Annotated in this window: 22 protein-coding genes; 10 read left to right on the forward strand and 12 right to left on the reverse strand. The window is 27.8% G+C overall.

What is annotated here, in order from left to right; translation table 11 throughout:
• The first annotated feature begins 72 nt into the window (after positions 1-72).
• Positions 73-2310, forward strand: a complete 2238-nt coding sequence (locus AC2TY9_RS00560; protein WP_489778740.1) for a methyl-accepting chemotaxis protein — start codon at positions 73-75, stop codon at positions 2308-2310.
• Between the two features lie 18 nt (positions 2311-2328).
• Here the strand turns inward: AC2TY9_RS00560 and AC2TY9_RS00565 are convergent, their stop codons facing one another.
• Both AC2TY9_RS00565 and ald read right to left on the reverse strand, forming a co-directional pair.
• Positions 2329-2958 carry a LysE family translocator gene (locus tag AC2TY9_RS00565; protein ID WP_489778742.1) on the reverse strand — a complete coding sequence of 210 codons (630 nt, stop codon included), beginning with the start codon at positions 2956-2958 and terminating at the stop codon, positions 2329-2331.
• Between the two features lie 83 nt (positions 2959-3041).
• Positions 3042-4148, reverse strand: coding sequence for an alanine dehydrogenase (gene ald / locus AC2TY9_RS00570; protein ID WP_489778744.1), 1107 nt, complete (start codon positions 4146-4148; stop codon positions 3042-3044).
• Between the two features lie 146 nt (positions 4149-4294).
• Here ald and AC2TY9_RS00575 point away from each other — a divergent pair, with 146 nt between their 5' ends.
• On the forward strand, positions 4295-4876 hold the full coding sequence (locus AC2TY9_RS00575; RefSeq protein WP_489778746.1) for a helix-turn-helix domain-containing protein: 582 nt from the start codon (positions 4295-4297) through the stop codon (positions 4874-4876).
• Between the two features lies 1 nt (position 4877).
• Here AC2TY9_RS00575 and AC2TY9_RS00580 read toward each other — a convergent pair whose 3' ends face one another.
• On the reverse strand, positions 4878-5843 hold the full coding sequence (locus AC2TY9_RS00580; RefSeq protein WP_489778747.1) for a glycosyl transferase: 966 nt from the start codon (positions 5841-5843) through the stop codon (positions 4878-4880).
• A gap of 147 nt (positions 5844-5990) precedes the next feature.
• Between AC2TY9_RS00580 and AC2TY9_RS00585 the strand changes: the two genes are divergently transcribed.
• The gene (locus tag AC2TY9_RS00585; protein ID WP_489778749.1) at positions 5991-6371 is read left to right on the forward strand and encodes a hypothetical protein; all 381 of its coding nucleotides are present in this window, start codon (positions 5991-5993) and stop codon (positions 6369-6371) included.
• A gap of 3 nt (positions 6372-6374) precedes the next feature.
• Here AC2TY9_RS00585 and AC2TY9_RS00590 read toward each other — a convergent pair whose 3' ends face one another.
• The 3 genes from AC2TY9_RS00590 to serS form a co-directional block, all read right to left on the reverse strand.
• A complete protein-coding gene (locus AC2TY9_RS00590) occupies positions 6375-6539 on the reverse strand; it encodes a hypothetical protein (RefSeq protein WP_489778750.1) in 165 nt (54 codons plus the stop codon).
• A gap of 119 nt (positions 6540-6658) precedes the next feature.
• Positions 6659-8722: a PAS domain-containing protein gene (locus AC2TY9_RS00595; protein ID WP_489778751.1), complete on the reverse strand. Its 2064-nt coding sequence runs from the start codon at positions 8720-8722 to the stop codon at positions 6659-6661.
• A gap of 12 nt (positions 8723-8734) precedes the next feature.
• Positions 8735-9973 carry a serine--tRNA ligase gene (gene serS / locus AC2TY9_RS00600; RefSeq protein WP_489778752.1) on the reverse strand — a complete coding sequence of 413 codons (1239 nt, stop codon included), beginning with the start codon at positions 9971-9973 and terminating at the stop codon, positions 8735-8737.
• Between the two features lie 111 nt (positions 9974-10084).
• Between serS and AC2TY9_RS00605 the strand changes: the two genes are divergently transcribed.
• The 3 genes from AC2TY9_RS00605 (at position 10085) to AC2TY9_RS00615 (ending at position 13763) form a co-directional block, all read left to right on the forward strand.
• Positions 10085-11359 carry a TAXI family TRAP transporter solute-binding subunit gene (locus AC2TY9_RS00605; RefSeq protein ID WP_489778753.1) on the forward strand — a complete coding sequence of 425 codons (1275 nt, stop codon included), beginning with the start codon at positions 10085-10087 and terminating at the stop codon, positions 11357-11359.
• Between the two features lie 94 nt (positions 11360-11453).
• The gene (gene trpS, locus AC2TY9_RS00610) at positions 11454-12416 is read left to right on the forward strand and encodes a tryptophan--tRNA ligase (RefSeq protein ID WP_489778754.1); all 963 of its coding nucleotides are present in this window, start codon (positions 11454-11456) and stop codon (positions 12414-12416) included.
• Between the two features lie 9 nt (positions 12417-12425).
• On the forward strand, positions 12426-13763 hold the full coding sequence (locus AC2TY9_RS00615) for a diguanylate cyclase (RefSeq protein ID WP_489778756.1): 1338 nt from the start codon (positions 12426-12428) through the stop codon (positions 13761-13763).
• Here the strand turns inward: AC2TY9_RS00615 and AC2TY9_RS00620 are convergent.
• From AC2TY9_RS00620 to AC2TY9_RS00635, 4 genes are read right to left on the reverse strand one after another with little or no spacing between them, the layout of a single operon-like run.
• Positions 13760-14461 carry a class I SAM-dependent DNA methyltransferase gene (locus tag AC2TY9_RS00620; RefSeq protein ID WP_489778757.1) on the reverse strand — a complete coding sequence of 234 codons (702 nt, stop codon included), beginning with the start codon at positions 14459-14461 and terminating at the stop codon, positions 13760-13762. The genes AC2TY9_RS00615 and AC2TY9_RS00620 overlap by 4 nt on opposite strands.
• Positions 14461-15069 carry an ATP phosphoribosyltransferase gene (gene hisG / locus AC2TY9_RS00625; protein ID WP_489778758.1) on the reverse strand — a complete coding sequence of 203 codons (609 nt, stop codon included), beginning with the start codon at positions 15067-15069 and terminating at the stop codon, positions 14461-14463. Before hisG ends, AC2TY9_RS00620 begins: the two co-directional genes overlap by 1 nt.
• On the reverse strand, positions 15047-15667 hold the full coding sequence (locus AC2TY9_RS00630) for a type III pantothenate kinase (protein ID WP_489778759.1): 621 nt from the start codon (positions 15665-15667) through the stop codon (positions 15047-15049). The genes hisG and AC2TY9_RS00630 overlap by 23 nt, the downstream gene beginning before the upstream one ends.
• Positions 15660-15992: a hypothetical protein gene (locus tag AC2TY9_RS00635; RefSeq protein ID WP_489778760.1), complete on the reverse strand. Its 333-nt coding sequence runs from the start codon at positions 15990-15992 to the stop codon at positions 15660-15662. Before AC2TY9_RS00635 ends, AC2TY9_RS00630 begins: the two co-directional genes overlap by 8 nt.
• 84 nt (positions 15993-16076) lie before the next feature.
• Here AC2TY9_RS00635 and AC2TY9_RS00640 point away from each other — a divergent pair, with 84 nt between their 5' ends.
• From AC2TY9_RS00640 to AC2TY9_RS00655, 4 genes are read left to right on the forward strand one after another with little or no spacing between them, the layout of a single operon-like run.
• Positions 16077-18866, forward strand: a complete 2790-nt coding sequence (locus AC2TY9_RS00640; RefSeq protein ID WP_489778761.1) for a transporter substrate-binding domain-containing protein — start codon at positions 16077-16079, stop codon at positions 18864-18866.
• Positions 18863-19615 carry an SdiA-regulated domain-containing protein gene (locus AC2TY9_RS00645; RefSeq protein ID WP_489778763.1) on the forward strand — a complete coding sequence of 251 codons (753 nt, stop codon included), beginning with the start codon at positions 18863-18865 and terminating at the stop codon, positions 19613-19615. The genes AC2TY9_RS00640 and AC2TY9_RS00645 overlap by 4 nt, the downstream gene beginning before the upstream one ends.
• A complete protein-coding gene (locus AC2TY9_RS00650) occupies positions 19615-20406 on the forward strand; it encodes a threonine/serine exporter family protein (RefSeq protein ID WP_489778764.1) in 792 nt (263 codons plus the stop codon). The genes AC2TY9_RS00645 and AC2TY9_RS00650 overlap by 1 nt, the downstream gene beginning before the upstream one ends.
• 1 nt (position 20407) lies before the next feature.
• Entirely contained in the window at positions 20408-20878 is a 471-nt protein-coding gene (locus AC2TY9_RS00655) for a threonine/serine exporter family protein (protein WP_489778766.1), read from the forward strand.
• A gap of 15 nt (positions 20879-20893) precedes the next feature.
• On the opposite strand, the gene AC2TY9_RS00660 is transcribed toward AC2TY9_RS00655, so the two are convergent.
• On the reverse strand, positions 20894-22153 hold the full coding sequence (locus AC2TY9_RS00660) for an MFS transporter (RefSeq protein WP_489778768.1): 1260 nt from the start codon (positions 22151-22153) through the stop codon (positions 20894-20896).
• Between the two features lie 9 nt (positions 22154-22162).
• Positions 22163-23326 carry a N(2)-acetyl-L-2,4-diaminobutanoate deacetylase DoeB2 gene (gene doeB2, locus AC2TY9_RS00665; protein ID WP_489778770.1) on the reverse strand — a complete coding sequence of 388 codons (1164 nt, stop codon included), beginning with the start codon at positions 23324-23326 and terminating at the stop codon, positions 22163-22165.
• Between the last annotated feature and the right edge of the window lie 14 nt (positions 23327-23340).

Below are 23340 nucleotides of genomic sequence, written 5' to 3' on the forward strand. Positions count from 1 at the left end.
ACTTAAGGAGCTTTCAGCTTCTTAAGTCTAATATATATACAACATAATCTTTTCATACAAAAAAGGCATACAATGTTTAATACAATTAATAAAAAATTTCTATTAGCATTTGGGCTTACTATACTTTTACTAATGACCATATTTGCAGTCATTTTAATCAACCTAGTAAATAAAAATCTTATATTAGAACTTGAAAAAAATCTTCAAACACAGACACAAAGTTATTATAAAACATTAGAGCTATACAATGATACATTAGAAAAAAATTCAATTACATTAATAAATATTTTTGAAAAATCCTTTAGAAAACTGCAAATTAAAGGTGATTTAACTACAAAAATCAATGGTGTTCCTGTTAAAAATATCTATAATGGTTTTGCTAGTTTAAATAACAATTTTCATCCAGTAGATTTATTTACGGAGCAAACTCAAGCAGTTGCTTCTGTATATGTAAAAGAAAATGGCGCATTTATTAGTGTTACTTCATCTTTAGTAAAAAAAGATGGTAAAAGGGATCTTTTACACAAAATTACTCCAGATAATAAAATATACAAAAAACTTGAAAAAAATGAGGAATATGTCTCTTTGGAGAATTTTGAAGGGGAGAGTTATATCTCAGCATATAAGCCTATTGAACAAAAAGGTGAGATTGTTGGTGCTTTATTTGTTGGTTATAAATTTACTGACGGATTAATAGCTGTAGAGAAAAAACTAAAAGAAGTTGTTATTGGAAAAACAGGTTTTATTTATATCTTAGATGAAAAAGGTAAATTGATAGTCCACAAAACATTGGAAGGTAAAAATGTATCTAATTTCAAAGATAAAGATGGAAACTTTTATATAAAAAAGATTTTAGCAAAAAAAGAGGGTGTAATTCACTATGATATGCTTGAAAATAACAAATCAAGAGAAAAAATTGCAGCTTTTAAGAAATATGATAAATGGAGTTGGACAATTGTACTTAGCTCTTACGAAGATGAATTTTTAGATATATCTAAAAAAGTTGGGAACTTATTTATTATAGGTTCAATAATTCTTACAATAATCTTTTTATCAATAGTATTTGTATTAGTAAACAAACTTATTGCTAATCCTCTAGAAAAATTTGAAAGTGGACTTCTAAACTTTTTTAAATTTGTAAATAAAGAGAACAAAGAAGCACAACTTATTGATATTAGTACAAATGATGAAATTGGTTCAATGGCAAAAGTTATTAATGAAAATATTGAATTTACTAAAAAAACAATCAATGAAGATATCAATTTAATTGGCGAAGTCAAAAATATTTTAGAAGAGGTAAATAAAGGTTATTTAGATAAAAAAATAAATGCTTCAACTTCTACGGAGATGTTAAATGAACTTAAAGATTTAATTAATGAGATGTTATTAAATCTTAATAAATTTGTTGGTGATGACTTAAATACTTTAGTTGCAGTTTTAGATTCATATGGGAAAAGAGATTTTACAATACAACTTGATAAAGATAAAGTTGGAATTATTGGTAAAGAGATTAGCAATATGAACAATATTATAACTCAAATGTTAATTGCAAGTCAAAATGATGGGATAACTTTAGAAAAGAGTTCAAAAGAACTTTCAGCAAATGTCAGTACTTTATCAACAAATGCGACAAATCAAGCTGCATCATTAGAAGAAGTAGCTGCATCTATTACAGAAGTTACGGAGAATATAAATAATACAAGTCAAAAAGCACAAAATATGTTTAATCTTTCTTCCACGACAAAAGAATCTTCATCAAAAGGTAAAGATTTAGCATCTAAAACTGTTAATGCTATGGATGACATAAATGATAAAGTTCAAACAATCAATGAATCAATCATAGTAATTGATCAAATAGCTTTTCAAACAAATATTTTATCACTAAATGCAGCAGTTGAAGCTGCAACTGCAGGAGAAGCTGGTAAAGGTTTTGCCGTAGTCGCCCAAGAGGTTAGAAATCTTGCAGCAAGATCTGCTGAGGCAGCAAGTGATATTAAACAATTAGTAGAATCTGCAACAATTCAAACTCAAGAAGGAAAAACAATTAGTTCAAATATGATTAATGGGTTTGAAGAGTTAGAAGAGAAAATAAATGAAACAAATCAAATGATAAATGATGTAGCTTATGCAGCAAAAGAGCAAACAGAAGTTATGTTACATATTAGTGATACAATCAATAACTTAGATAAATTCACACAAGAAAATGCACAAGTTGCAGAAAAAACGAATATGATAGCAAGAGATACAAATACTATTGCATCAAAGGTTGTTGAAAATGCAAATGAAAGTGATTTTATAGGTAAAAAGTAGTTAAAAGATTATTGGCTTTTAACTACTTGCTAACCAAACTCCAATTCCTATCATTAAAGTTCCAGCAATTTTATTTATTAATCTTACATTTGAACTATCTTGTAAAATCTTTCTAAGTGTACTGCCACCTGTTGCATAAATTATTAAACATAAAAACTCTAAAGATAAAATCATAAAAATCAATATTGGTAATTGAGATATCATAGGCAAAGAATCATCTATAAAAGGTGGTAATAATGCTATAAAAAATGCCCAACCTTTTGGGTTTGCAATTGCTGTAATAAATCCTTGTATTGCAAGACTTTTTTTTGAAATATTAAAGTTGCAACTATTATCAAGTTTTAATGCCATTTTTCCTTTTGACATCCACATTTGAATACCAAGATAAGCTAAGTAAGCTCCACCTCCATATTTTAAAAAAAGAAATATAGTAGGATATTTTAACATTATTGTTGCAACTCCAATAACAGAAGAAGTGGCTACTAAACCTACACCTAATAATTCTCCATACATCATATAAAAAGTTTTTTTTAATCCTATACTCATCCCCATACTAAGTGCTAGTGTCATACACATTCCAGGAGTTATTGATACAAAAAAGAAAGTGGGAATAAAAACTAAAAGTAAAGTTATATTTATTAAGTCCAAGAATAATCCTTTAAAATTGGATTATATTTAAAAAAATATAAAAGGGGAAGTAAAATCCCCCTTTTTTTTAGATTTTTATATTATTAAAATGTTATAGGCTCATATGGGATATCTAAACTTTTTGAAACTGCTTCATTTGTTAGTTTTCCATCATATGTGTTAAGTCCATTTAGAAGATGATTATCTTCACTCAATGCTTTTTCTAAACCTTTATTAGCTATTGCCAATCCATGTCTTAATGTTGTAGCAGTTAAAGCTAAAGTTGAAGTTAATGAAACAGCTCCAGGCATATTTGCTACACAATAATGAACCACATCATTTACAACAAATGTTGGATTATCATGATATGTAGCTTTACTTGTTTCAAAGCAACCACCTTGATCAATTGCAACATCAACAATTACTGAGTTTTTCTTCATAAGTTTTAAATCATCTTTAGAGATTAATTTCGGAGCTGCTGCACCTGGGATTAATACTGCACCAATAACTAAATCAGCTTCACTAATTGCTTTGATAAGATTTGTTCTATTTGAAAAAAGTGTAGTTACCTTTGAACCAAAAATATCATCATAAAAAGCAAGTCTTGAAGCACTAATATCCATAACAGTAACGTTTGCTCCTAATCCTACTGCCATTTTACAAGCATTCAATCCAACTATTCCACCACCAATTATTACAACATTTCCTCTTTTTACTCCAGGAACTCCACCAAGTAATACCCCTCTTCCACCAAAAGGTTTTTCTAAATATTTTGCACCTTCTTGGGTTGCTAATCTTCCAGCAATTTCACTCATAGGTGTTAAACAAGGAAGTCCACCCTCTGAAGATGTGATTGTTTCATAAGCAACTGCTTTAACTTTTTTTTCTAAAAGCATTTGCGCTTGTGGTTTATCTGCTGCTATATGTAAATAAGTATATAAAATTTGTCCCTCATGAAAAAAATCATACTCTTGGGGAAGTGGTTCTTTTACTTTTACAATCATTTCACTATCATCAAAGATTTTTTGTTTATTCTCTTCAATGATAGCTCCAACTTTTTCATAATCGCTATTTTCAAATCCAGCACCAATACCTGCATCTTTTTCAACAAATACAGTATGACCTGCATTTACATATGTACTAACGCAATCTGGTGTTAAACCAACTCTATATTCATGTACTTTGATTTCCTTGATTAAACCAATTTTCATTTAATTTCCTTTAACAGTTTTTAATTAAATTAAATTTTATCCCTTTTTTATTGAAATAAAGTTTAATTATATTAAATAATTTAGTTTTATTAAACTTAATATTAGTTTTGTTAAAATGTCAATGTTTATTTATAAAAAGGCTAATAATGAATAATGAATTTTTCGTAGGTACAAAGATTAAAGAACTAAGAACAAATCTTAATATGAGTGCAAAAGATTTAGCAAATAGTGCACAAATTTCAGTTGGCATGTTGTCACAATTAGAAAATGGCTCTACACAAGGTTCAGTTGAGACGCTAAGAAAAATTGCAAAGGTTTTAAATACTACATTAGCACAACTATTTACAAATGAAGAAGAGATTACAAGTAAAGCAATAAATGATGAATCATTTTATGTTGTAAGAAGTGAAAATAGAAAAAAAATATCTTTCCCTGATCCACTTTACAATTGTGAACTATTAGTGCCTGATTTACAAGGTGATATTGAGTTTGTATTAGTTAACCTTGAACCACAAAGAGTTACAGATGATATAATTCCTCATACTAAGGGTGGAGAAGAATGTAATTATGTTTTAAATGGTGAAATTGTAGTAACCTTAAATGATAAAGAATTTATTTTATCTCAAGGGGATTGTATTAGATTTAATCCTGAAATACCACATAAAATTGAAAACAGAAGTAAGGAAAAAGCTTCTTATATTTCGGCTATTACTCCTGTTTCTTTCTAAACTATTTTAGTAGCCACTTCCAAAATCTAACAATACAACAATCTTTTTTATTAAGCATCTCATATGCTTTTTCAATTGATTCAACTCTTTTTGCAGAAAAAAGAATAATCGCTACATTTAGTTTAACTAATTTCATAAGCTCAGCACTTGGATTTTCTAATATTTTTAGATTCTCTTCTAAAGTGATATTCTTATATTTTTCAGTGTAGTTAATATCAAAATCAGCTAATTTAATAGGTTTTTCAACAATCTCTTCACCCTCTTTAATCCAATATTTTGAGTTGGAGAAAACTTCAGTTGAACCTTCACTACCTTTTAAAATAAGAAGATTTTCATAGTTATGTCCAAATAGTTTTGTGTACTTTTCCACATAAGGTCTATGGAAAGCTGAAGTGATAGCATATTTAGAGTTTGCAGGATTTAAAAGTTTTTCAACTGTATTAAAAATAGTTCTCATATAAAGTTTTTTTCTCAACTGGGTTAAATTAGATAACTCCTCAAAATAATCTTTTCTATCATAAAAAGCTATGATATTATCATCAAGTTCAATTGCTTGAGCCAACTCCTTTACAAAAAGCCCACTTTTTGCAGGTTGTAATTTATCTCCACTAATAACAAGTTTAAAAGGTTCTATATCTTTGTGTTCTTTAAAAAAGTCATTTAGAACTGAACTAAATAATGGGAATAAATAAGGTTGATCTGTTTTCCCATCAAAAGAGTAACCAAGTTCAACTGATTGAGGTATATCATCTTTTTTAATATATTTTTCACAAGCTTCTAAACAACCAGCTAACTCTTCATCACTTTCTAACTTAACTCTTAAAAGCATTAAAAAAGCTGCAGCTTGTTCACTCTCACATTTATTTTGTAAGATTCCATCAATAGCTTCAATAATCTCTTCTTTTGTAAGATCACGATTAGATTTTGGGCCAGTTCCAACTGCTTTAATGTATTTGAAAAAGTTCATGCGTTAATTCCTAAGTTTTTGATTAATTATATTTATATTAACATAATTTCACTTTCTATGCTTAGAAATATTTGTTAAAAAATCATCAAAAAAATTGGAATGTTTTTTATTTGCAATTTCTACACAAAAAAATGATATTATTTTAATATGAAAAAAATATTTATATTATTTATTATTGCTTTTACAAGTGTTTATGCATATAAATCTAATATCAAAGGGATATATGCAGTTGGAATTTTTGATGCCCAAGGTAGAGGAGAGAATATCCAACATGTAAGAAAAACAAAAAATAATTACAATGGTATATGTTACACAAAAATATTCTTGTATGGAAACTCATTTAATGTAAAACCTGATGTTTCAATAGGAAATTCAGTTGGTCACTATGTTAATTCCAAACCTATTTATGACAAAAGAAATATAAAAATTGGTGAGGAGTTAACATATAAACATTTTAATGTTCAAAATGGACTTATTAAAGTAAGCCTTAGAAATAGAATATTTGATTCAAAAGTTTATGTTAAATAAACACTACCCTAAAAACATAAGTCCTAAAATAAATGATACGATTACAGTTGAACCAATAGGAAAAACTTTTGATAATGGGTTTTCTTTTCCAACCATTGCCATTCCAACTTTACTTAATACAAAGAAAAAACCTATTAATACTAAGGCACCAATAATCTTGATAATCATAACAGCCTCCTTGAGTTTTTATTAAGTATATTTTAATTCTTTAAATTTAATTAAAAAGTAAATTCTTTTTATATATTTTTTTTTAAGGAAAGTTATAAAGATTAGTCTGTTTTAAACTATTAATTCTTTTTTGGAATCTCTATGAAAAACTTAGCACCCTTTTCAGTATTTTTTACAAAAATGCTACCTTTAAGACTTTCTTTTACAATTCTATAACTCATATAAAGTCCTAAACCAGTACCTTGAGACTTATGTTTTGTTGTGAAATATGCATCAAAAATTTTATTGATAATATCATCAGGAATTCCCCCTGCATTATCTTCTAAAGTGATTATAACTGTTTCTTTCTCAATTATTACATCTAATATTATATTTTTATTTTCTATATTTCTTTCAATAAAAGTTTCATTTGCATTATTAATTATATTTATTAATACTTGTTCTAATTCACCTGAAATCATACCAATAGTAATGTCGTTTTTTTCTATATTATTTATGATATTTATATGATTACTTTTTATTGTTGTATCTAAAATTTGAAGTACATCATCTACACTTCTTTTAATACTAACAGCTTTGAACTCTTTATCATTTCTTATAAAGTTTCTAAAAGACTCAATTATATTAGAAAGATAATTTGCACTATCCATAATGCTACTCATCTCTTTTTCTAAATCAACTTCTTTTAACATTTTTAGTTCTTGTTTTAAAGAAACTGATGAAGCTACTGAAGTTATAATTGATAAAGGTTGTCTCCATTGATGTGCAATATTACTTAACATTTCACCAAGTGCAGCCATTCTAGTTTGGTTTAACATTTTTAAATGGTGATCTTCATACTCTTTTTTAGCCGTTATATCTGTTCTAGTTGAGATATACTCTATTATTTGATTTTCATTGTTATAAACAGGTTCTACTCTTGAATAAACCCAATAATATCCACCACCTTTTTTAAGGTTTTTAATCTCATTTTCCCAAACACTACCACTTTGAATTGTTCTCCATAAATCTTTAAAAACAGTTTTCGGCATATCAGGATGTCTGATGATATTATGAGGTTTTCCTATCAACTCCTCTTTTTTATAACCTGATATCTCACAAAAAGCCTTACTAACATAAGTTATGCAACCTTTTAAATCTGTTTTTGAAAAAATTACATTATTATCATAAACACTTAATAACTCTTTTAACTTTTTTTTCTGTCTACCAATTTTTAAAGTCTTTTTTTCAACCTCTTTATTTAATCTTCTAACATAAGTTCTATTGAGTAAAAATAATATAAACAAAACATAAATTACAACAGCTACAATAACTTGGGATGAATATTCGAATCTAAAATTATAAATTTTTGATTTATCAAGTTTCTTTTCCTCAAAAAAGAAGATAAAAAAACCCATCTCGCCACCATGAATATCTTTTATTTGAGTAGTAGTTACTAAATATTTATCAAAAAGTATAGGCTCTTCTAAATACATTAATTTTTTCAAACCATAAATTCTAACTTTCTTCATTAAACTCTTAGATGCATTTAAATTTGATACATAGTTATTACCAATAAATAGTGAAGTAAAAGGTTTAATAAATCTGCTTGTATAATCTTCATGGAGAATCATCAATGGTTCAACATCATATTTTTTAAGAATTCTTGCTATTGAGTTAAATTTAGAAATCATCTCAATCATTCCTACAAATTGACCATTGTCATATAAAGGAATCATTGTTTTAAATGTCATATCAAATCGTCCGGTACTAATGCCCCTCATAGGTCTAGGATTCTTTATCATATCAACAATATCTATTCTAGCACTTGCTGCATGATCTCCAATTTTTTTTGTCCAACTTCTATAAAAACTATAGCCATTTTTATCAATAATTTGTATCCATAAATTTCTATATTCACCAAATTTTTGGGTCTCTTCAATTATTTTTGAATAGTCTAATAAGGAGTTGTCTTTTTTAACTAATGCTTCAATTAGTCTCTTGTCCTTACTTAAAAGGTTTGTCAATGCAAAAGTTTTTCCAAATTTCTTTTCAACTTCATCCTTAAATAAAGCTATAAGCTCTTCACTTTTTTTATTGTAAATATCTTTTTCATACTCATTTTTTTTATCTAAATAATAAAACTTATAGCTTAAGAAAATAAGAAATAGTAAAGATATAGAACTTATTAAAAACTTTTGCATTTAAATATAGTCTTACATATATTTTGCTAAAACTTCAGGAATTTTAACAGTTCCATCTTCTTGTTGATAATTTTCCATAATTGCTAATAAAGTTCTTCCAACAGCAAGTGAAGAACCATTTAAAGTATGAGCTAAGATATTTTTCTTCCCATCTTTATATCTGATTTTTGCACGTCTTGCTTGAAACTCTCTAGTATTAGAAATAGAAGAGATTTCTCTATATTTTCCTTGACCTGGAAGCCAAACTTCTAAGTCAATCGTAGTTGAGGCACTAAATCCCAAGTCTCCTGTACATAATTGAACTTTTTGATGGGCAAGTCCAAGTGAAGTTAATAAATCACTTGCACAAGCTACCATTTTTTCAAAAACTTCTTCTGATTCTTCTTGTTTAGTAATTGCTACCATCTCAACTTTATCAAATTGGTGTTGTCTAACTAATCCTCTTGTGTCACGTCCTGCACTTCCGGCTTCTTTTCTAAAACATGGTGTATAAGAAGTCATTAAAAGTGGTAACTCATCAGCAGGAATAATTTCATCATTGTAAAGATTTGTTAATTGAACCTCAGCAGTTGGGATTAAATATAAATCTTCACCCTCAATTTTAAATAAATCATCTTCAAATTTTGGTAATTGACCTGTTCCTTGAAGTGTGCTAGAATTTGCCATAAATGGAACATACCACTCTTCAAATCCTCGCTCTTTATTAAAATCAAGCATATAATTAATAAGTGCTCGCTCTAATCTTGCCCCCTGCCCTTTAATTGCAGAAAATCTAGATTTTGCTAACTTAACACCTCTTTCAAAATCTAACCATCCATTATCTAAGTCCCAATGTTCTTTTGGCTCAAAATAAAATTCAGGTTTCTCTCCAATTGTTTCTAATACCACGTTTTCATTTTCATCAGCACCGTCAGGAACATTCTCATCGGGAAGATTAGGAATACCTAAGGCAATAGAAGTTAACTCATCTTCTAAAGTTTTAACTTCCTCTTCCATTGATTGTTTTTTTGATTTAAGTTCATTAATTGAAGCTTGCAAAGGAGCAATATCTAAGCCCTCTTTTTTATATCTTCCAAACTCTTTTGAAAGCTTGTTTTGCTCTGCTGTAACGTTTTCCATCTCTTGTCTTTTTTGCTTTGCGTTATCAGTTAAATCTTTTAACTTATCAAGAGTAGATTGTTCAACACCTTTTCTTTTTAAGGCATTCGCCATGTTTTCAAATTCTTTTTGTAGTTGCTTTACATCAATCATTTCAATCTTTCTTATAAATTTTTGGTGATTATATCTAAAATTAACTTTTTAGTGTTTTATAATGGCATCTATAATAAAATATGTTACTATACCAATATGAAAGCTTTATGGATGAAATACAAATTTTTTACGGTTACAATACCTTTTATTCTTCTAATTGTTGGTGCTTTTTATTTTACAGCATCGTTTATACAACCAAGTCCTAAAAAAGAGATTACAATTGCAACAGGAAGTAAAAATGGCAATTATTATAAAACAGCTTTGGAGTATAAAAAGTTATTAGAAAAAGAAGATGTTACGGTTAATATAATTAATTCGGAAGGTTCTATTGAAAATATTCAATTATTAAAAGAAAAAAAAGCAGATATTGCTTTTATCCAAAATGGAACAATTAGTAATGAAAATTCAGAGGGTATAAAATCACTTGCTTCAATTTATTATGAACCTCTTTGGGTGTTTTATAAAAACGAAGGCTTTAGTGTAGACTACTTAATACAGTTTTATTCAAAAAAAATATCAATTGGGAAACAAGGAAGTGGAACAAGGGATTTAGCATCAAATATCTTAACAGACAATGGTATAGATAATTCAAACTCCAAGATTCTAGATTTAAGTAATGAAGAAGCTAAAAATGAATTACTAAAAGGTAATATTGATGTTATGTTTGTTGTATCTTCTCACAAATCTGAAATAATAAAAGAGCTTTTAGCTTCACCTAGTATAAATGTATTTAGTTTTAAAAGGGCAAGAGCTTATAGCCAAAAATATACATTTTTAGAAGATTTGACGCTATATGAAGGGACTTTAGATCTTTATAAAAACCTTCCAGACCAAAATATAAATCTTTTATCAACAACTGCAAATTTAGTAGTAAATGAAAATTTTCCTGAAGAGTTAAAAAGATTATTCTTAAAGAAAATAGTTGATCTTCATGAAAAAAAGGATTTATTTTCAAAGGCTAGGTATTTCCCAAATACAATAAATATGAAACTCGATTTAGATGATGAGGCACAAAAATATTTTGAAAATGGTGATACTTTTTTAGAGAAAATCTTTCCTTATTGGATAGCTTCAAATATAGATAGATTAAAAATTTTATTAATCCCTTTGATAACTTTATTATTCCCATTATTTAAAGGTTTCTTCCCACTTTATAATTGGTCAATGAGGTCAAAAATCTATAGATGGTATGATGAAGTTAAAGCTATTGATAAAGAAATAGAGAATATTGATAAAACTAAATATCAAGAAGAACTAGAAAAACTTGAAAAATTAAGAATTGAAATTAGCAATGAAACAAAGGTTCCTTTATCATTTATGGGTGAATACTATAATCTACAACTGCATATTGACCATGTTATAAACAAGATTGAAAAATCTATATAAGAACTTGTTTAAAAAGCTATTTTACTAATTTTAGATATAATTTCGCAAAAAATTAATTTCCCTTTTAATTGGGAGCTTTATAAGGAAGTATAAATTGAGAATATTATCTGGAATTCAACCATCAGGTACCATACACATAGGTAACTACTTTGGTATGATTAAAAAAATGATAGAGTCACAAAATGATGGTGAACTTTTTGCATTTTTAGCTTCATATCATGCTTTAACAACTGTTAAGGAAAAAGAGCTTTTAGAAAAAAATATCTTTGAAGCTGCTGTAAACTTTTTAGCATTGGGAATGGATCCTGAAAAATCAACTTTTTGGGTGCAACACGATGTAAAAGAGGTACTTGAATTATACTGGATATTATCAAATCACACTTCTATGGGACTTCTAGAAAGAGCACACTCTTATAAAGATAAAATTTCAAAAGGAATTGGAGCAAACCATGGATTATTTTCATACCCTGTTTTAATGGCTGCAGATATTTTACTTTATGATTCAAATATCGTTCCTGTTGGAAAAGATCAAATTCAACATGTTGAGATGACAAGGGATATCGCAAATAGCTTTAATCACCACTACAACACAGATGTTTTTGTACTACCAGAAGCAAAAGTTGATGAAGTGGTTGCAACAGTTCCAGGAACTGATGGAGCTAAAATGTCTAAATCATATGGAAATACAATTGATATGTTTGGGACAAAAAAAGGTGTTAAAAAACAAGTTATGTCAATCGTAACTGATTCAAAAGAACTTGATGAACCAAAGACTTACGAAAACTGTAATATCTACAAACTTTGTGAACTATTTATGAATGATGATGAGTTAAAAGATTTACAACAAAGATATGCAACTCCTGGTGAAGGTTATGGACATTTCAAATTAACTTTATTAGACAAAATTAATGAACACTTTGCCCCATACCAAGAAAAAAGAGAACACTTACTAAATAATCCAAAAGAAGTTAAAGAAATTTTAGAATTTGGTGCTAGTAAGGCTAGAAAAATAGCAAGTGTAAAAATGGAAATTATTAGAGGCACAGTAGGTTTATAAGGGTAAACTTTGATTCCAACAGTATATGATATTTGTATTCAAAATGTATTAACTATTGATGTTCAAAAGACATTAGATGATGCGATAAAAAAGATGTCTGATTATAATCTTCGGACGATAATTTTAAAAAATTATGAAGATAAATCTTATCATATATTAACAACAACACATCTGTTGGAATTCAAAATTTCAAATATTAATAAAAGTGCGATTTTACAGGATCTTAAAATCCCCAAAGTAAAACAACTTGATAAAAATATAAATCTTCTTTCTGTTTTAAATGATATTGATTCAAGTGATGAATACATGGTTATTACAGAAAATGAAGAACTTATTGGAATAGTTTCTTATACAGATATAGTTAATAATATTGACCCACAAATTATGATGAAGAGACAAACTCTTTCTTCCTTGACTCATCAATATAGAGCAGTGACTACAGATAAAAATGCATCTACTCTTCAGGTTATTCATCTTTTAAAAGAAAGCTCTAGAGATGCAGTTATAATAATAGATTCAAAGTTGAGGCCAATTGGAATTTTTACTACAAAAGATTTTATAGATATAGTTCATAATGATTTTGACCTTTTAAAACCTATCAAAAAATATATGACATCCCCAGTAGATACTTTAGAAGATACAACTACTATTGCAAAAGCTGTTGAATATATAAAAGTTAAACATTATAAAAGAATTGTTGTTGTAGATGAAAACAATTATATTTCAGGGATTATAACCCAAAAAGAACTACTTAAAACAGTTTATAATAAATGGATTGAACTTATTAAAGAGGAAGGTTCAAAGATGTCAAGAACAAATGAAAAACTTTTGAAGGCAACTTCAAAACTAAAAAAAGAGGTTTCCTTTGATTATTTGACTAAACTATATAATAGAAGTATGTTTGATACCCTTTTAATTGAACAAATTGATAATTTTAAACACTATAGTAACTACAACTTTTCTTTAGCAATGCTTGATATTGATTATTTTAAGAAAATAAACGATAAACATGGTCATTTAGAAGGAGATAAAATTCTTCAAGAAATTGCAAAAATCCTTACAATTACTACAAGGGGAAGTGATATTGTTGCAAGATGGGGTGGAGAAGAGTTTGTAATACTTCTACCTAATACAAATATAGAACAAGCAACAGTTTTCTCAGAAAAAGTTAGAAGCTCAATAGAGAATTTTGACTTTAAAAATATTGGAAGAGTGACATGTTCAATAGGTATTTCACAATTTCATAGTTCAGATACAAAAGCCAACTTTTTTAAAAGAGCAGATGAAGCTTTATACAAAGCAAAAGAGTTAGGAAGAAATAGAATTGAACTAGAACACCTAAACTAATTTACTTTTCTACAAATATAGATTAGTTTATCAGCTTCATCAAATCCATGGAGATTGAATTCATTTATCTCTTCAACCTCGAAACCAACTTTTTTTAATAACTCTTTTAAAGTTTTTTTATCATGATAATATTGCGTGATTTTATCTTTTTCTTTATGATATTTTCCACTTTCATCCTTTGAAAAAAGTGTTAAAGAAGTTATTAGTTTTCTATCTTCATAAAAGGCATCAATAGCTATAAATTTATCTTTTCTATCAATTGTAATAGATCCTTGGGCAACCTCGTCAAATCCAAACAAAGTATTAACATCAAATATAAAATAAGCATTATCATTTAAAACTCTTGCTGTATCTGTAAAAAACTTTTTAAGCTCATTTCGCGGAATATAATTTAGTACATCAAAAATTGCAGTTGCGTTGTCATACTTTTCTTCTACTTTTTCTAATGGAATACATGCAATATTTTCAAGCCCTTTTTGTTTACATACATCAATTTGAGCTTCACTTAAATCTATTCCAAAAGCTGTTTTATTATTGATTGCTAAATTTTGTAGAAAATACCCTTGACCACACCCTATATCTAAAATATTGTCAAGCTCTTTTTCCATAATATGAGACATAAACTCATTATTTAAATTATAAACTTCTTCATCAAAATCAAGATATGCTTCTATTTTTGAATATAGGTCTAAACCCATTAAAGAACTGCCTCAATTTTAGTTTTTAAATCAAAAATTAAATCTTTTTTTGCATAATATGAGTTTTTGTTTACGATTAAATGAGCAGAGCTTTCCATAATAGTAGGTCCAACTTCAAGTCCATTTTGTTTCATTGTAGTTCCAGTTTCAACAATATCAACAATACAATCACAAAGACCAACTAAAGGTGCAAGTTCAATTGACCCATAAAGTTTAATAATTTGAACAGCCATTGCTCTTTCTTCAAAATATCTTTTTGCTATTTTTTCATGTTTTGTTGCAACTGTGATTTTACTCTTTGTCATGTCAAGTTCTTCACCCTTTCTTAGACCAAAGGCAACTTTACATTTTCCTAATTGTAGATTTAATAGTTTAATTAAATCAAACTCTTTTTCTTCAAGAACATCTAAGCCAACAACTCCAAGATCTGCAGCACCATGCATTACATATGTTGGTACATCTTGATTTCTTACATTTAAAAATCTAAATCCACTTTTTTCTAAAATTAATTTTCTATCTTCAAAAATAAACTTTTCACCAAAAGCTTTCTCAAATTTATCAAGAGTCTCCTCTGCAATTCTACCCTTAGGCAATGCAATTGTTAGCATCAATTATCCTTTTCATGTTCTCAAATATCAAATCTTTTTTATAAACACTATTTTCAAAATGTTTACTTAATAGTTTTCCATCTCCACCTGTGAAGATTATTTTTCTTTTTTTACTTACTTCTTTAATTGGTAAAATGATTGATTTCATCATTGCGTAAGTAATAGCATCTTTTGTTTGAAGCGGTATTTTATCTAAATTTATATTTCTTTCAAATTCAAAATTTAGTTTTTTTGAAATTTTTGGATAAGTTTCCATAAAAGCTTTTAAGCCAGGTAAAATAAAACCACCTTTATGAATTCCCTCTTCCATGATATCAACAGTTATTGCACTTCCCGCATCAACAATCACTGAATCTTTTTCAAAATAACTTGCAATCGCCCTATCTATACCTAAACCAACATAATCTGTTTCAAATTTCATTAATTTTTTTATATCATTTGATAAAGGATTATATCGTTTTAATTTTTTTGTAGCATCTTTATTTACAGAAACATAAAAAATCTCATCATTAAATATAGGAAGATCTTCATCAAGGAAATATCTTTTATGTTTTCCTTCTATCAAAAAATGGAATGTAGTGTTCCCAATATCACACAAAATCAATTCGTACACTCCATTTGTTTTCTTCCAAAAACTTTTTTGCTTTCGAACAAAGAGGGGAAGAGATTAAAAGCTCTTTTTCTTTGAAATTGTGTCCTTGTTTGTCAACTAATTTATTAAAAAGCTCTAATAAATCATTTGCATTTTTTCTAATAAATCTACTTTTACCATCAACTATAAATATTGCATAATATGCGTTATTAGTTGCAGTAGCCTTATAAATTTTGATTTTTTTTCTACTTTCTAAATCTTTTGGACTTATTTCAATTAAATCTTTAAACAGAATATCTTTGTTTAAATAGTATTTTGTTAATTCTTTCAAATACACTCCTGTAAATTATTCGAGATTATAACAAAAGTTTGTTTTAGCTATAATTTTCTTCAATTTTAATGGCTGGTATCGTTGATGTTCACAAAAAAAATATTTCTAAAAACACTTATTTCATTCTTTATTATACTTTTGCTTCCATCAAATGCTAATCAAAAACAATTTAAGATTTCTTATGACCCAGATTATGCTCCTTTTTCTTATGAACAAGATGGGAAAGCAGAAGGTCTTTTTATAGATTTATGGAGACTTTGGGCTGAAGAAAACAATTATAATTTAAAGTTTATTAATGGAATTACTTGGGATAATTCAATAAATCTTGCAAAAGAGAAAAAGGTTGATTTCTTTTTAGGTACAAAGCCTTATGAAGATTGGATGAAAAGTTCAAAAAACTATTATAAACTTGATACTTCACTATTTATTCATAAAGAAAACAACAAGGGTTTTAGTAAAGATGCTTCATACATAATTGGAATTATTGGAAGTGATTATGAAGAGGTTTTAAAGAAGAATTTTAAAAACTCTGAAATTATTATTTATGAGAACTATTTAGAAGCTTTTAAAGACTTTACTTCAAGAAAAATTGATTTGATATATGATGACAAAATTGCCATTGAATATTATGCTTTACAAAATGGTTATTTTCATTTAATACGTTCAATAAATCTTTTATCTAATTCTTTTAAAATAAGAGCTATTTCTGAAGATGAAAATCTTATAAAACTGTTTAATGAAGGTTTTGATAAATTAAAACCTGAAGATTTGGCCTCTGTTGAAAGTAAATGGATTATACATAATGAACAAAGAATTTATGAAGATATTGAAAACTTGGCTCAATTAACACAAGAGGAAAAAGACTTCATAAAATCAAAAACCCTTAAAATTTCCCTTTCAAAATCTTGGGAACCTTTCTCTTTTGTATCTGTAAATAAGCCAGAGGGTATTTCAACTGAAATATGGGAGCTCATTGCTAAAGAACTTGGTTTAAAATATGAGTTTTCTGTTAATAGTAATTTTAGTAAACAACTTTCTGCAATAAAAAATAAAGAAGAGGATTTAATCTTTAGTGTTGGGGAAACAAAAGATAGGAAAAAGTATGCTCTATTTACAAAATCTTATACATCTTTTCCTTTATCTATTGTTACTCTTAAAGATGAAAACTTTATAGAAAATATGAACTATCTTTTTGATAAAAAAATTGCAGTAGGGGAAAACTTCACCGCACATAAAATATTAAGAGAAAAATTTCCTAATCTAGATTTTTTATTGGTTAAAAATATCAAAGAGGGGCTAATAGCTGTTAATGAAAAAAAAGCTTATGCATTTATTGATATCAAACCATTACTAGCTTATAACATTAGAAAACTTAATTATGACTCTCTAAAAATCACAGGAAATACTGGTTTAAATTATGATATGAGTATTATGATAAGAGATGATTATAAAATTTTACAATCAATACTTAATAAAGCAATAATCTCTTTAAATAAAGATGAAATAAACTCTATAATAAAAAAATGGGAAAATGTTCAATTTGAAAAAAACTTTGATTATAAAACCCTATGGGTTTTACTTGGTTTGACAAGTTTGTTTTTTGTTCCATTAATCTATTTTAATCAACAAAATTTACGAAAAAGCAAAAACTTAAAACTTCTTGTAGATGAAAGAACAAAAGAATTAAAGATTTTAAATGAAGAGTTAGAAGAAAGAATTGAAGAAAAAACTAAAGAGTTAAGAAGAGCTAATTATTTACTTGATGAGGCACAAACAATTTCTAAACTAGGAAGTTTTAGTTACAGCATAAAAAGAAAAGAGTTAAAATGGAGTAATGAACACTATAAAATCTTTGGACTTTTTATAGGTGAAATGAAGCCATCATTGATAACTTTTTTCTCTTTTATTCATCCTGATGATAAGAAAAGAGTTAAAAAAGAGTTTTTAAAATCTTTTAGAACAAAGAGAAAAAACTCTTTTGAATTTAAAATATTACTAAAAGATGAAACTATTAAATATATTCAATTAACTTCAAAAATAACAAAATTTTCTAATGAAGGTAAACCTTTATTTGTCATAGGAACTATACTTGATTTAACAAAAATAAAAAAACTTGAACTTGAAAAAAGGGAACAAGACACACTACTTGCTCAACAATCAAAAATGGCAGCAATGGGAGAGATGTTAGAGAATATTGCTCATCAATGGAGACAACCACTTTCAGTTATTTCAACTGCCTCAACAGGAATGCAATTGCAACTGGAGATAAATAAAAAAGTAGATGAAAAGTTTTTGCTTGAAAGTATAAACTCCATAAATAAACAAACTCAATACCTTTCAAAAACGATTGAAGATTTTAGAAACTTTTTTAATCCAAATAAACTTGTTCAATATTTTGATATAAAAGATTGCATTGACAAATCTTTATACTTGGTTGATTCAAGACTAAAAAAATATAATATTGAAGTTATAAAGGATATGGAACCTATAAAAATAAAAACTTTAGAGAGTGAACTTGTACAAATTTTACTAAATATTTTGAATAATGCAATTGATGCTATTCAATCAAAAAAAGTATCAAAAGCTGTAATTTGTATAAATACTTATAAACAAAGAGGTTCACTAATCATTGAAATAAAAGATAATGCAGGTGGGATTCCTAAAAATATTATAAATAGAATCCTAGAACCATATTTTACAACCAAACATAAATCACAAGGTACAGGTATAGGACTTTATATGTCTAATGAAATTATTACAAAGCATTTAAAAGGTGAAATTTTAGTATCAAATTGTAATTTTTTAGTTAATGAAGCACATTATAAAGGTGCTTTATTCACACTATCCCTTCCAATTGAGGAAAAAGAAGGATGAAGAGATTTCTTCTGATAATTTTAATTTTTAATGGTTTAATTCAAAATATGTTGGCAAAAGAGATGATAATTTCAAAAATTCAAGAGGCTTCTGGTATTACTTATTCAGAAAAATCAAATACACTTTTTGTTGTTGCAGATGAAGGTTCAATTTATGAATTGGATTTAGAAGGTAAAATTCTAAGGCAAAAAGAGATAGGGAAATATGATTTTGAAGGTGTTGCAGTTAATGATGAAAAAGATGTTTTATTAGTAGCTATTGAAGGTAAAGATAATATTTTAGTGCTATCAAAAAAAAGTTTTAAAAAGAAAAAAGAGATCTCAATAAAAAGAGAATTTGATGGAATTAAGGTTTTAAAAAAAGGTAATGATGGTATTGAAGGTATTGCAATATTAAAGAATAAAATATATTTATCAAACCAATCTAATAAGTCTTATCCTAAAGAAGACTCTTCTGTAATTGTAGTTATTGATTATGATTTAAAAAAGAAAAAACAAAAGATTAAAGAGATTATAAACCATGGATATAAAGATATTGCCGGATTAACTTTTTATAAAAATAAACTTTTTATGGTAAGTGATGATAATTCACTTTTGATTGAATATGATTTAAAAAAACAAAAAACAAAAAAAGAATACAAACTAACAAACTATTATAATCAAGAAGGAATAACCTTTGATAAAAAAGGTAATCTTTATATTGCTGATGATGGTGGGAATATACTAAAAATAAAAGATTTTATTAAATAATGGAAGAAAAACAAATACAACTAACGTACGAAGAACAAACAAAGATTACAAGAGCTGTAATAAAAGCTGCTGTATTAATGCTTGAATATGGTGCAGAAAGTAGACTTATAGAACAAACTGCTCAAAGATTAGGAAAGGCTTTAGGTGTTGATTCTGTTGAACTTTCTTTAATCCCTTCAGCTATTGTTTTAACAACACTAACAAACAATCAAACACACTCTGTAACAACAACAAGAAGAGCATACCATAAGCCAATAAATATGTCTATTGTATGTGATGTTCAAAGGATGTGTCACCAAACAGAAAAAGAAAAAAAAGATGTAAGTTTTGTATTAAAAACAATGAAAGAGATTCAAGCTAATTTATATAATAGATGGCTTGTTGTTTTTATGGTGGGATTATCATGTGCCTCATTTGCATACTTAAATGGAGCAGATCTAATCTCATTTTTTGTTACTTTTCTTGCATCAAGTGTCGCTATGTTTACTAGACAAGAATTAGCAAAAAGAAAGTTTGTGATGATTATAACCTTTGCTGCTACTGCTTTTGTGGCAACATTAATCTCAGGACTTGCTCATATATATGAATTGAGTGATAAAATTGATATTGCTTTATCATCAAGTGTAGTTTTACTTGCCCCTGGATTTCCCTTTATCAATTCAGTTTTAGATGCAGTAAAAGGTTACTTAGCAATGGGTTGGGGTCGTTGGATGCAAGCTGTTTTATTAACAGTTGCAACTGCCATTGGTATTGTTTTTGCTTTTGCAGTTTTAGATTTAAAAGGTTGGTAATATGGGTGCAGAATTAATTAGTTATATTATAAATGCGATTTTTGCAGCTATCCCCGCTGTTGGTTTTGGCATGGTTTTTAATGTTCCAAAACATACACTTATATATTGTGCATTTGGTGGAGCGATTGGTTATACTTCAAGGTCAATATTATTGGATTTTAATATGTCTTTAGAGCTTTCAACTTTATTTGCTTCAATAATAGTTGGATTAGTTGCATTATATTGGTCAAGAAAATTTATTATCCCTAGACCTGTTTATACAATTGCCTCAATTATTCCTCTTTTACCAGGGACATATGCCTTTAATACTGTTATAAACCTTATAAATATGAGTGCCCATGGAGTTACACCTGAACTTATTACTATGTTTGTTGAAAATGGTTTAAAGACAATTACTACTTTAGGAGGAATTGGCTTTGGACTTGCAATTCCATCTATATATTTCATGAGATACAATAGACCAATTGCATAGTCTATTGTATTTTATTCATTTTTTAGCCCTATTTTTGTCATTAACTTCAAAATCTTCATATTCTTCCTCTGCAACTCTTGGATCAAGGATTTGTATCTCTTGTGTTGCAGTTGTTGGTATATTTACATAATAACTTAATTCATCATCTTTTACCCTACTTTTTGAAAGAGAATAAAAACCTAAATATATCCCAACAATTGCAAATATGATAAACATAGAATCATTACTTAATTGTAAGGAAAACCCAATTACAAATGGTGATACAAAGGAACCTAGTCCAATAAAAAGTAATAAAACCCTACTTATTTCAACAATATCACTATCTTCATGTATAACATCATTTGCTCTAGCAACTGCTAATGGATAAATTGAAAAGATTGTAAGTCCTAATAAAAAACCAAATAAATACAACAACTTCATATCAAACTCAAAAAACAAGAACAAAGATGATGAAATAGCTGTTAAAAAACCAACCATAGATATAACTTTTCTTCTTCCAATTTTATCTGAAAGTTTTCCAATTGGATATTGAGATAATAAGCCACCTAAAATAGTAATTGAAATAACTGTTGATATGTACTCAGTCGTAGAAAATTTGTCCAAGACAAAAACTGGCATCATTGTAAAATATCCACCTATAAAAAATCCTGCAATAAAACTTGCTGTTGTAGAAAGAGGTACAACTGAATAGATTTTTGGAAGACTTATCTTTTTTACTTCATGTAATTGAGGCTCTTTTATTTTTGTAAAAGCTATTGAAATAATTGGTAAAACCATTAAAATAGAACCTAAGACAAAAATATCTTCTTGTAAAATATCCATAAATGAGCTTAGAGTAAATTGCCCAACTGCATTTGCAAAATAAAAAGTGATGGTATACATAGAAAGGATAGCACCCCTTGAGTTATCATCACTTTTTTCACTTAACCAACTTTCTAAAATAACAAGTAAGGAATAATAAGAAAACCCAGAAATAGTTCTAAATATAATCCACAAATACTCATTAAAAACTAAAGCATGAAGTAAAAAAGCCCCTATTAAAAGAGAAGAAAAAGCGGTAAAACTTCTGATATGTCCCACTTGAGAAATAAGTTTTGAAGAGAAAAGGGAACTTAGTGTGGCACCAACAAAAAATGAGGCATTTACAATACCAATCATTATTGAGTCCACACTATTTTGTTTTAGAAAAATACTAATATAGGACATTATCATCCCATATCCTATATTTATAAATAAAATTGAAAGTAGTAATGAAAAAACTAAAAATACTCTCAATTAAACTCCTTATTTAAAATCACCCTTATACCCAGCTAGTCTCATTAAAGTTTTACTAACTATAGGTATTAATTTGTCATTAAAGTCATAATGGACATTATGACAAGCTTTTTGATGTTTTTCAACTCCATCATCACTTCCAATAAGTGCAAATGCTCCAGGAATAGTATTTAAGTAATAGCTAAAGTCTTCACTTGCCATAATAGGCGTAGGGATATCACTTTCCCAATTTTCACCCAATTGATTTTTCAATTCTTCTCTAGCCATTGCTGCTTGGGCTTTATGATTTATTGTTGCTCCATACCTATCTCTTAATTCAACATCAACTTCAACATCATAAGTTTTTGCAGTTGCTTTTACAATCTCATCTATTTTATTAAAAACAAAAGTTTTTAATTCATCAGTTGGCACTCTTATACTTCCTTCAAGTTTTACAAAATCTGGTATTGTAGTTAAATCACTTTTCCCATCAATTGAAGTTACTGAAACAACTGCACTATCTTGGGGTGATACTTTTCTACTTATTATTTGTTGCAGATTCAAAGTCATAGCACTTGCTGCTAATACTGGGTCTTTACACAATTCAGGTTGAGAAGAGTGTCCACCCTTTCCTTTTATATCTATATGAAAAGTTCCATTTCCAGCCATAACAGTTCCATCAGGACAAACAGCTTGACCAAATTTAATAGCAGGCCAATTGTGCCAACCAAAAATCATATCAACACCATTTAAGCAACCCTCTTCTATCATTTTTTTAGCTCCATGACCACCCTCTTCTGCTGGTTGGAATAATAAAGTTACTGGGTTTTCTAAAAGGTGTTCATTTTGTTTTAACCAAATTGCAGCTGTCATTAATGTAGCTGTATGTCCATCATGTCCACAAGCGTGCATACACTGTTCTTTTGTTGACTTATATGGTACATCTGTTTTTTCTTCTAAAGCTAAGGCATCAATATCACCTCTTATTGCAATATGAGGGCCTTTTTTATCCTGTGCCAAAAGTCCGCAAGTTCCCGTATTAGCATAGGTTTTATAAGGAATATCATACTCTTCTAAAATATCTCTAATAGATTTTGCGGTATTGGTTTCTTCCCATTTTAACTCTGGATTTTTATGCAAATTATGTCTAAAATCTATTGCAAAGTTTACAACTTCTTCAAATTTTTTTAACATATAATTCTCCTTTT

This window comes from Arcobacter sp. ISO1 (genome assembly GCF_058105185.1).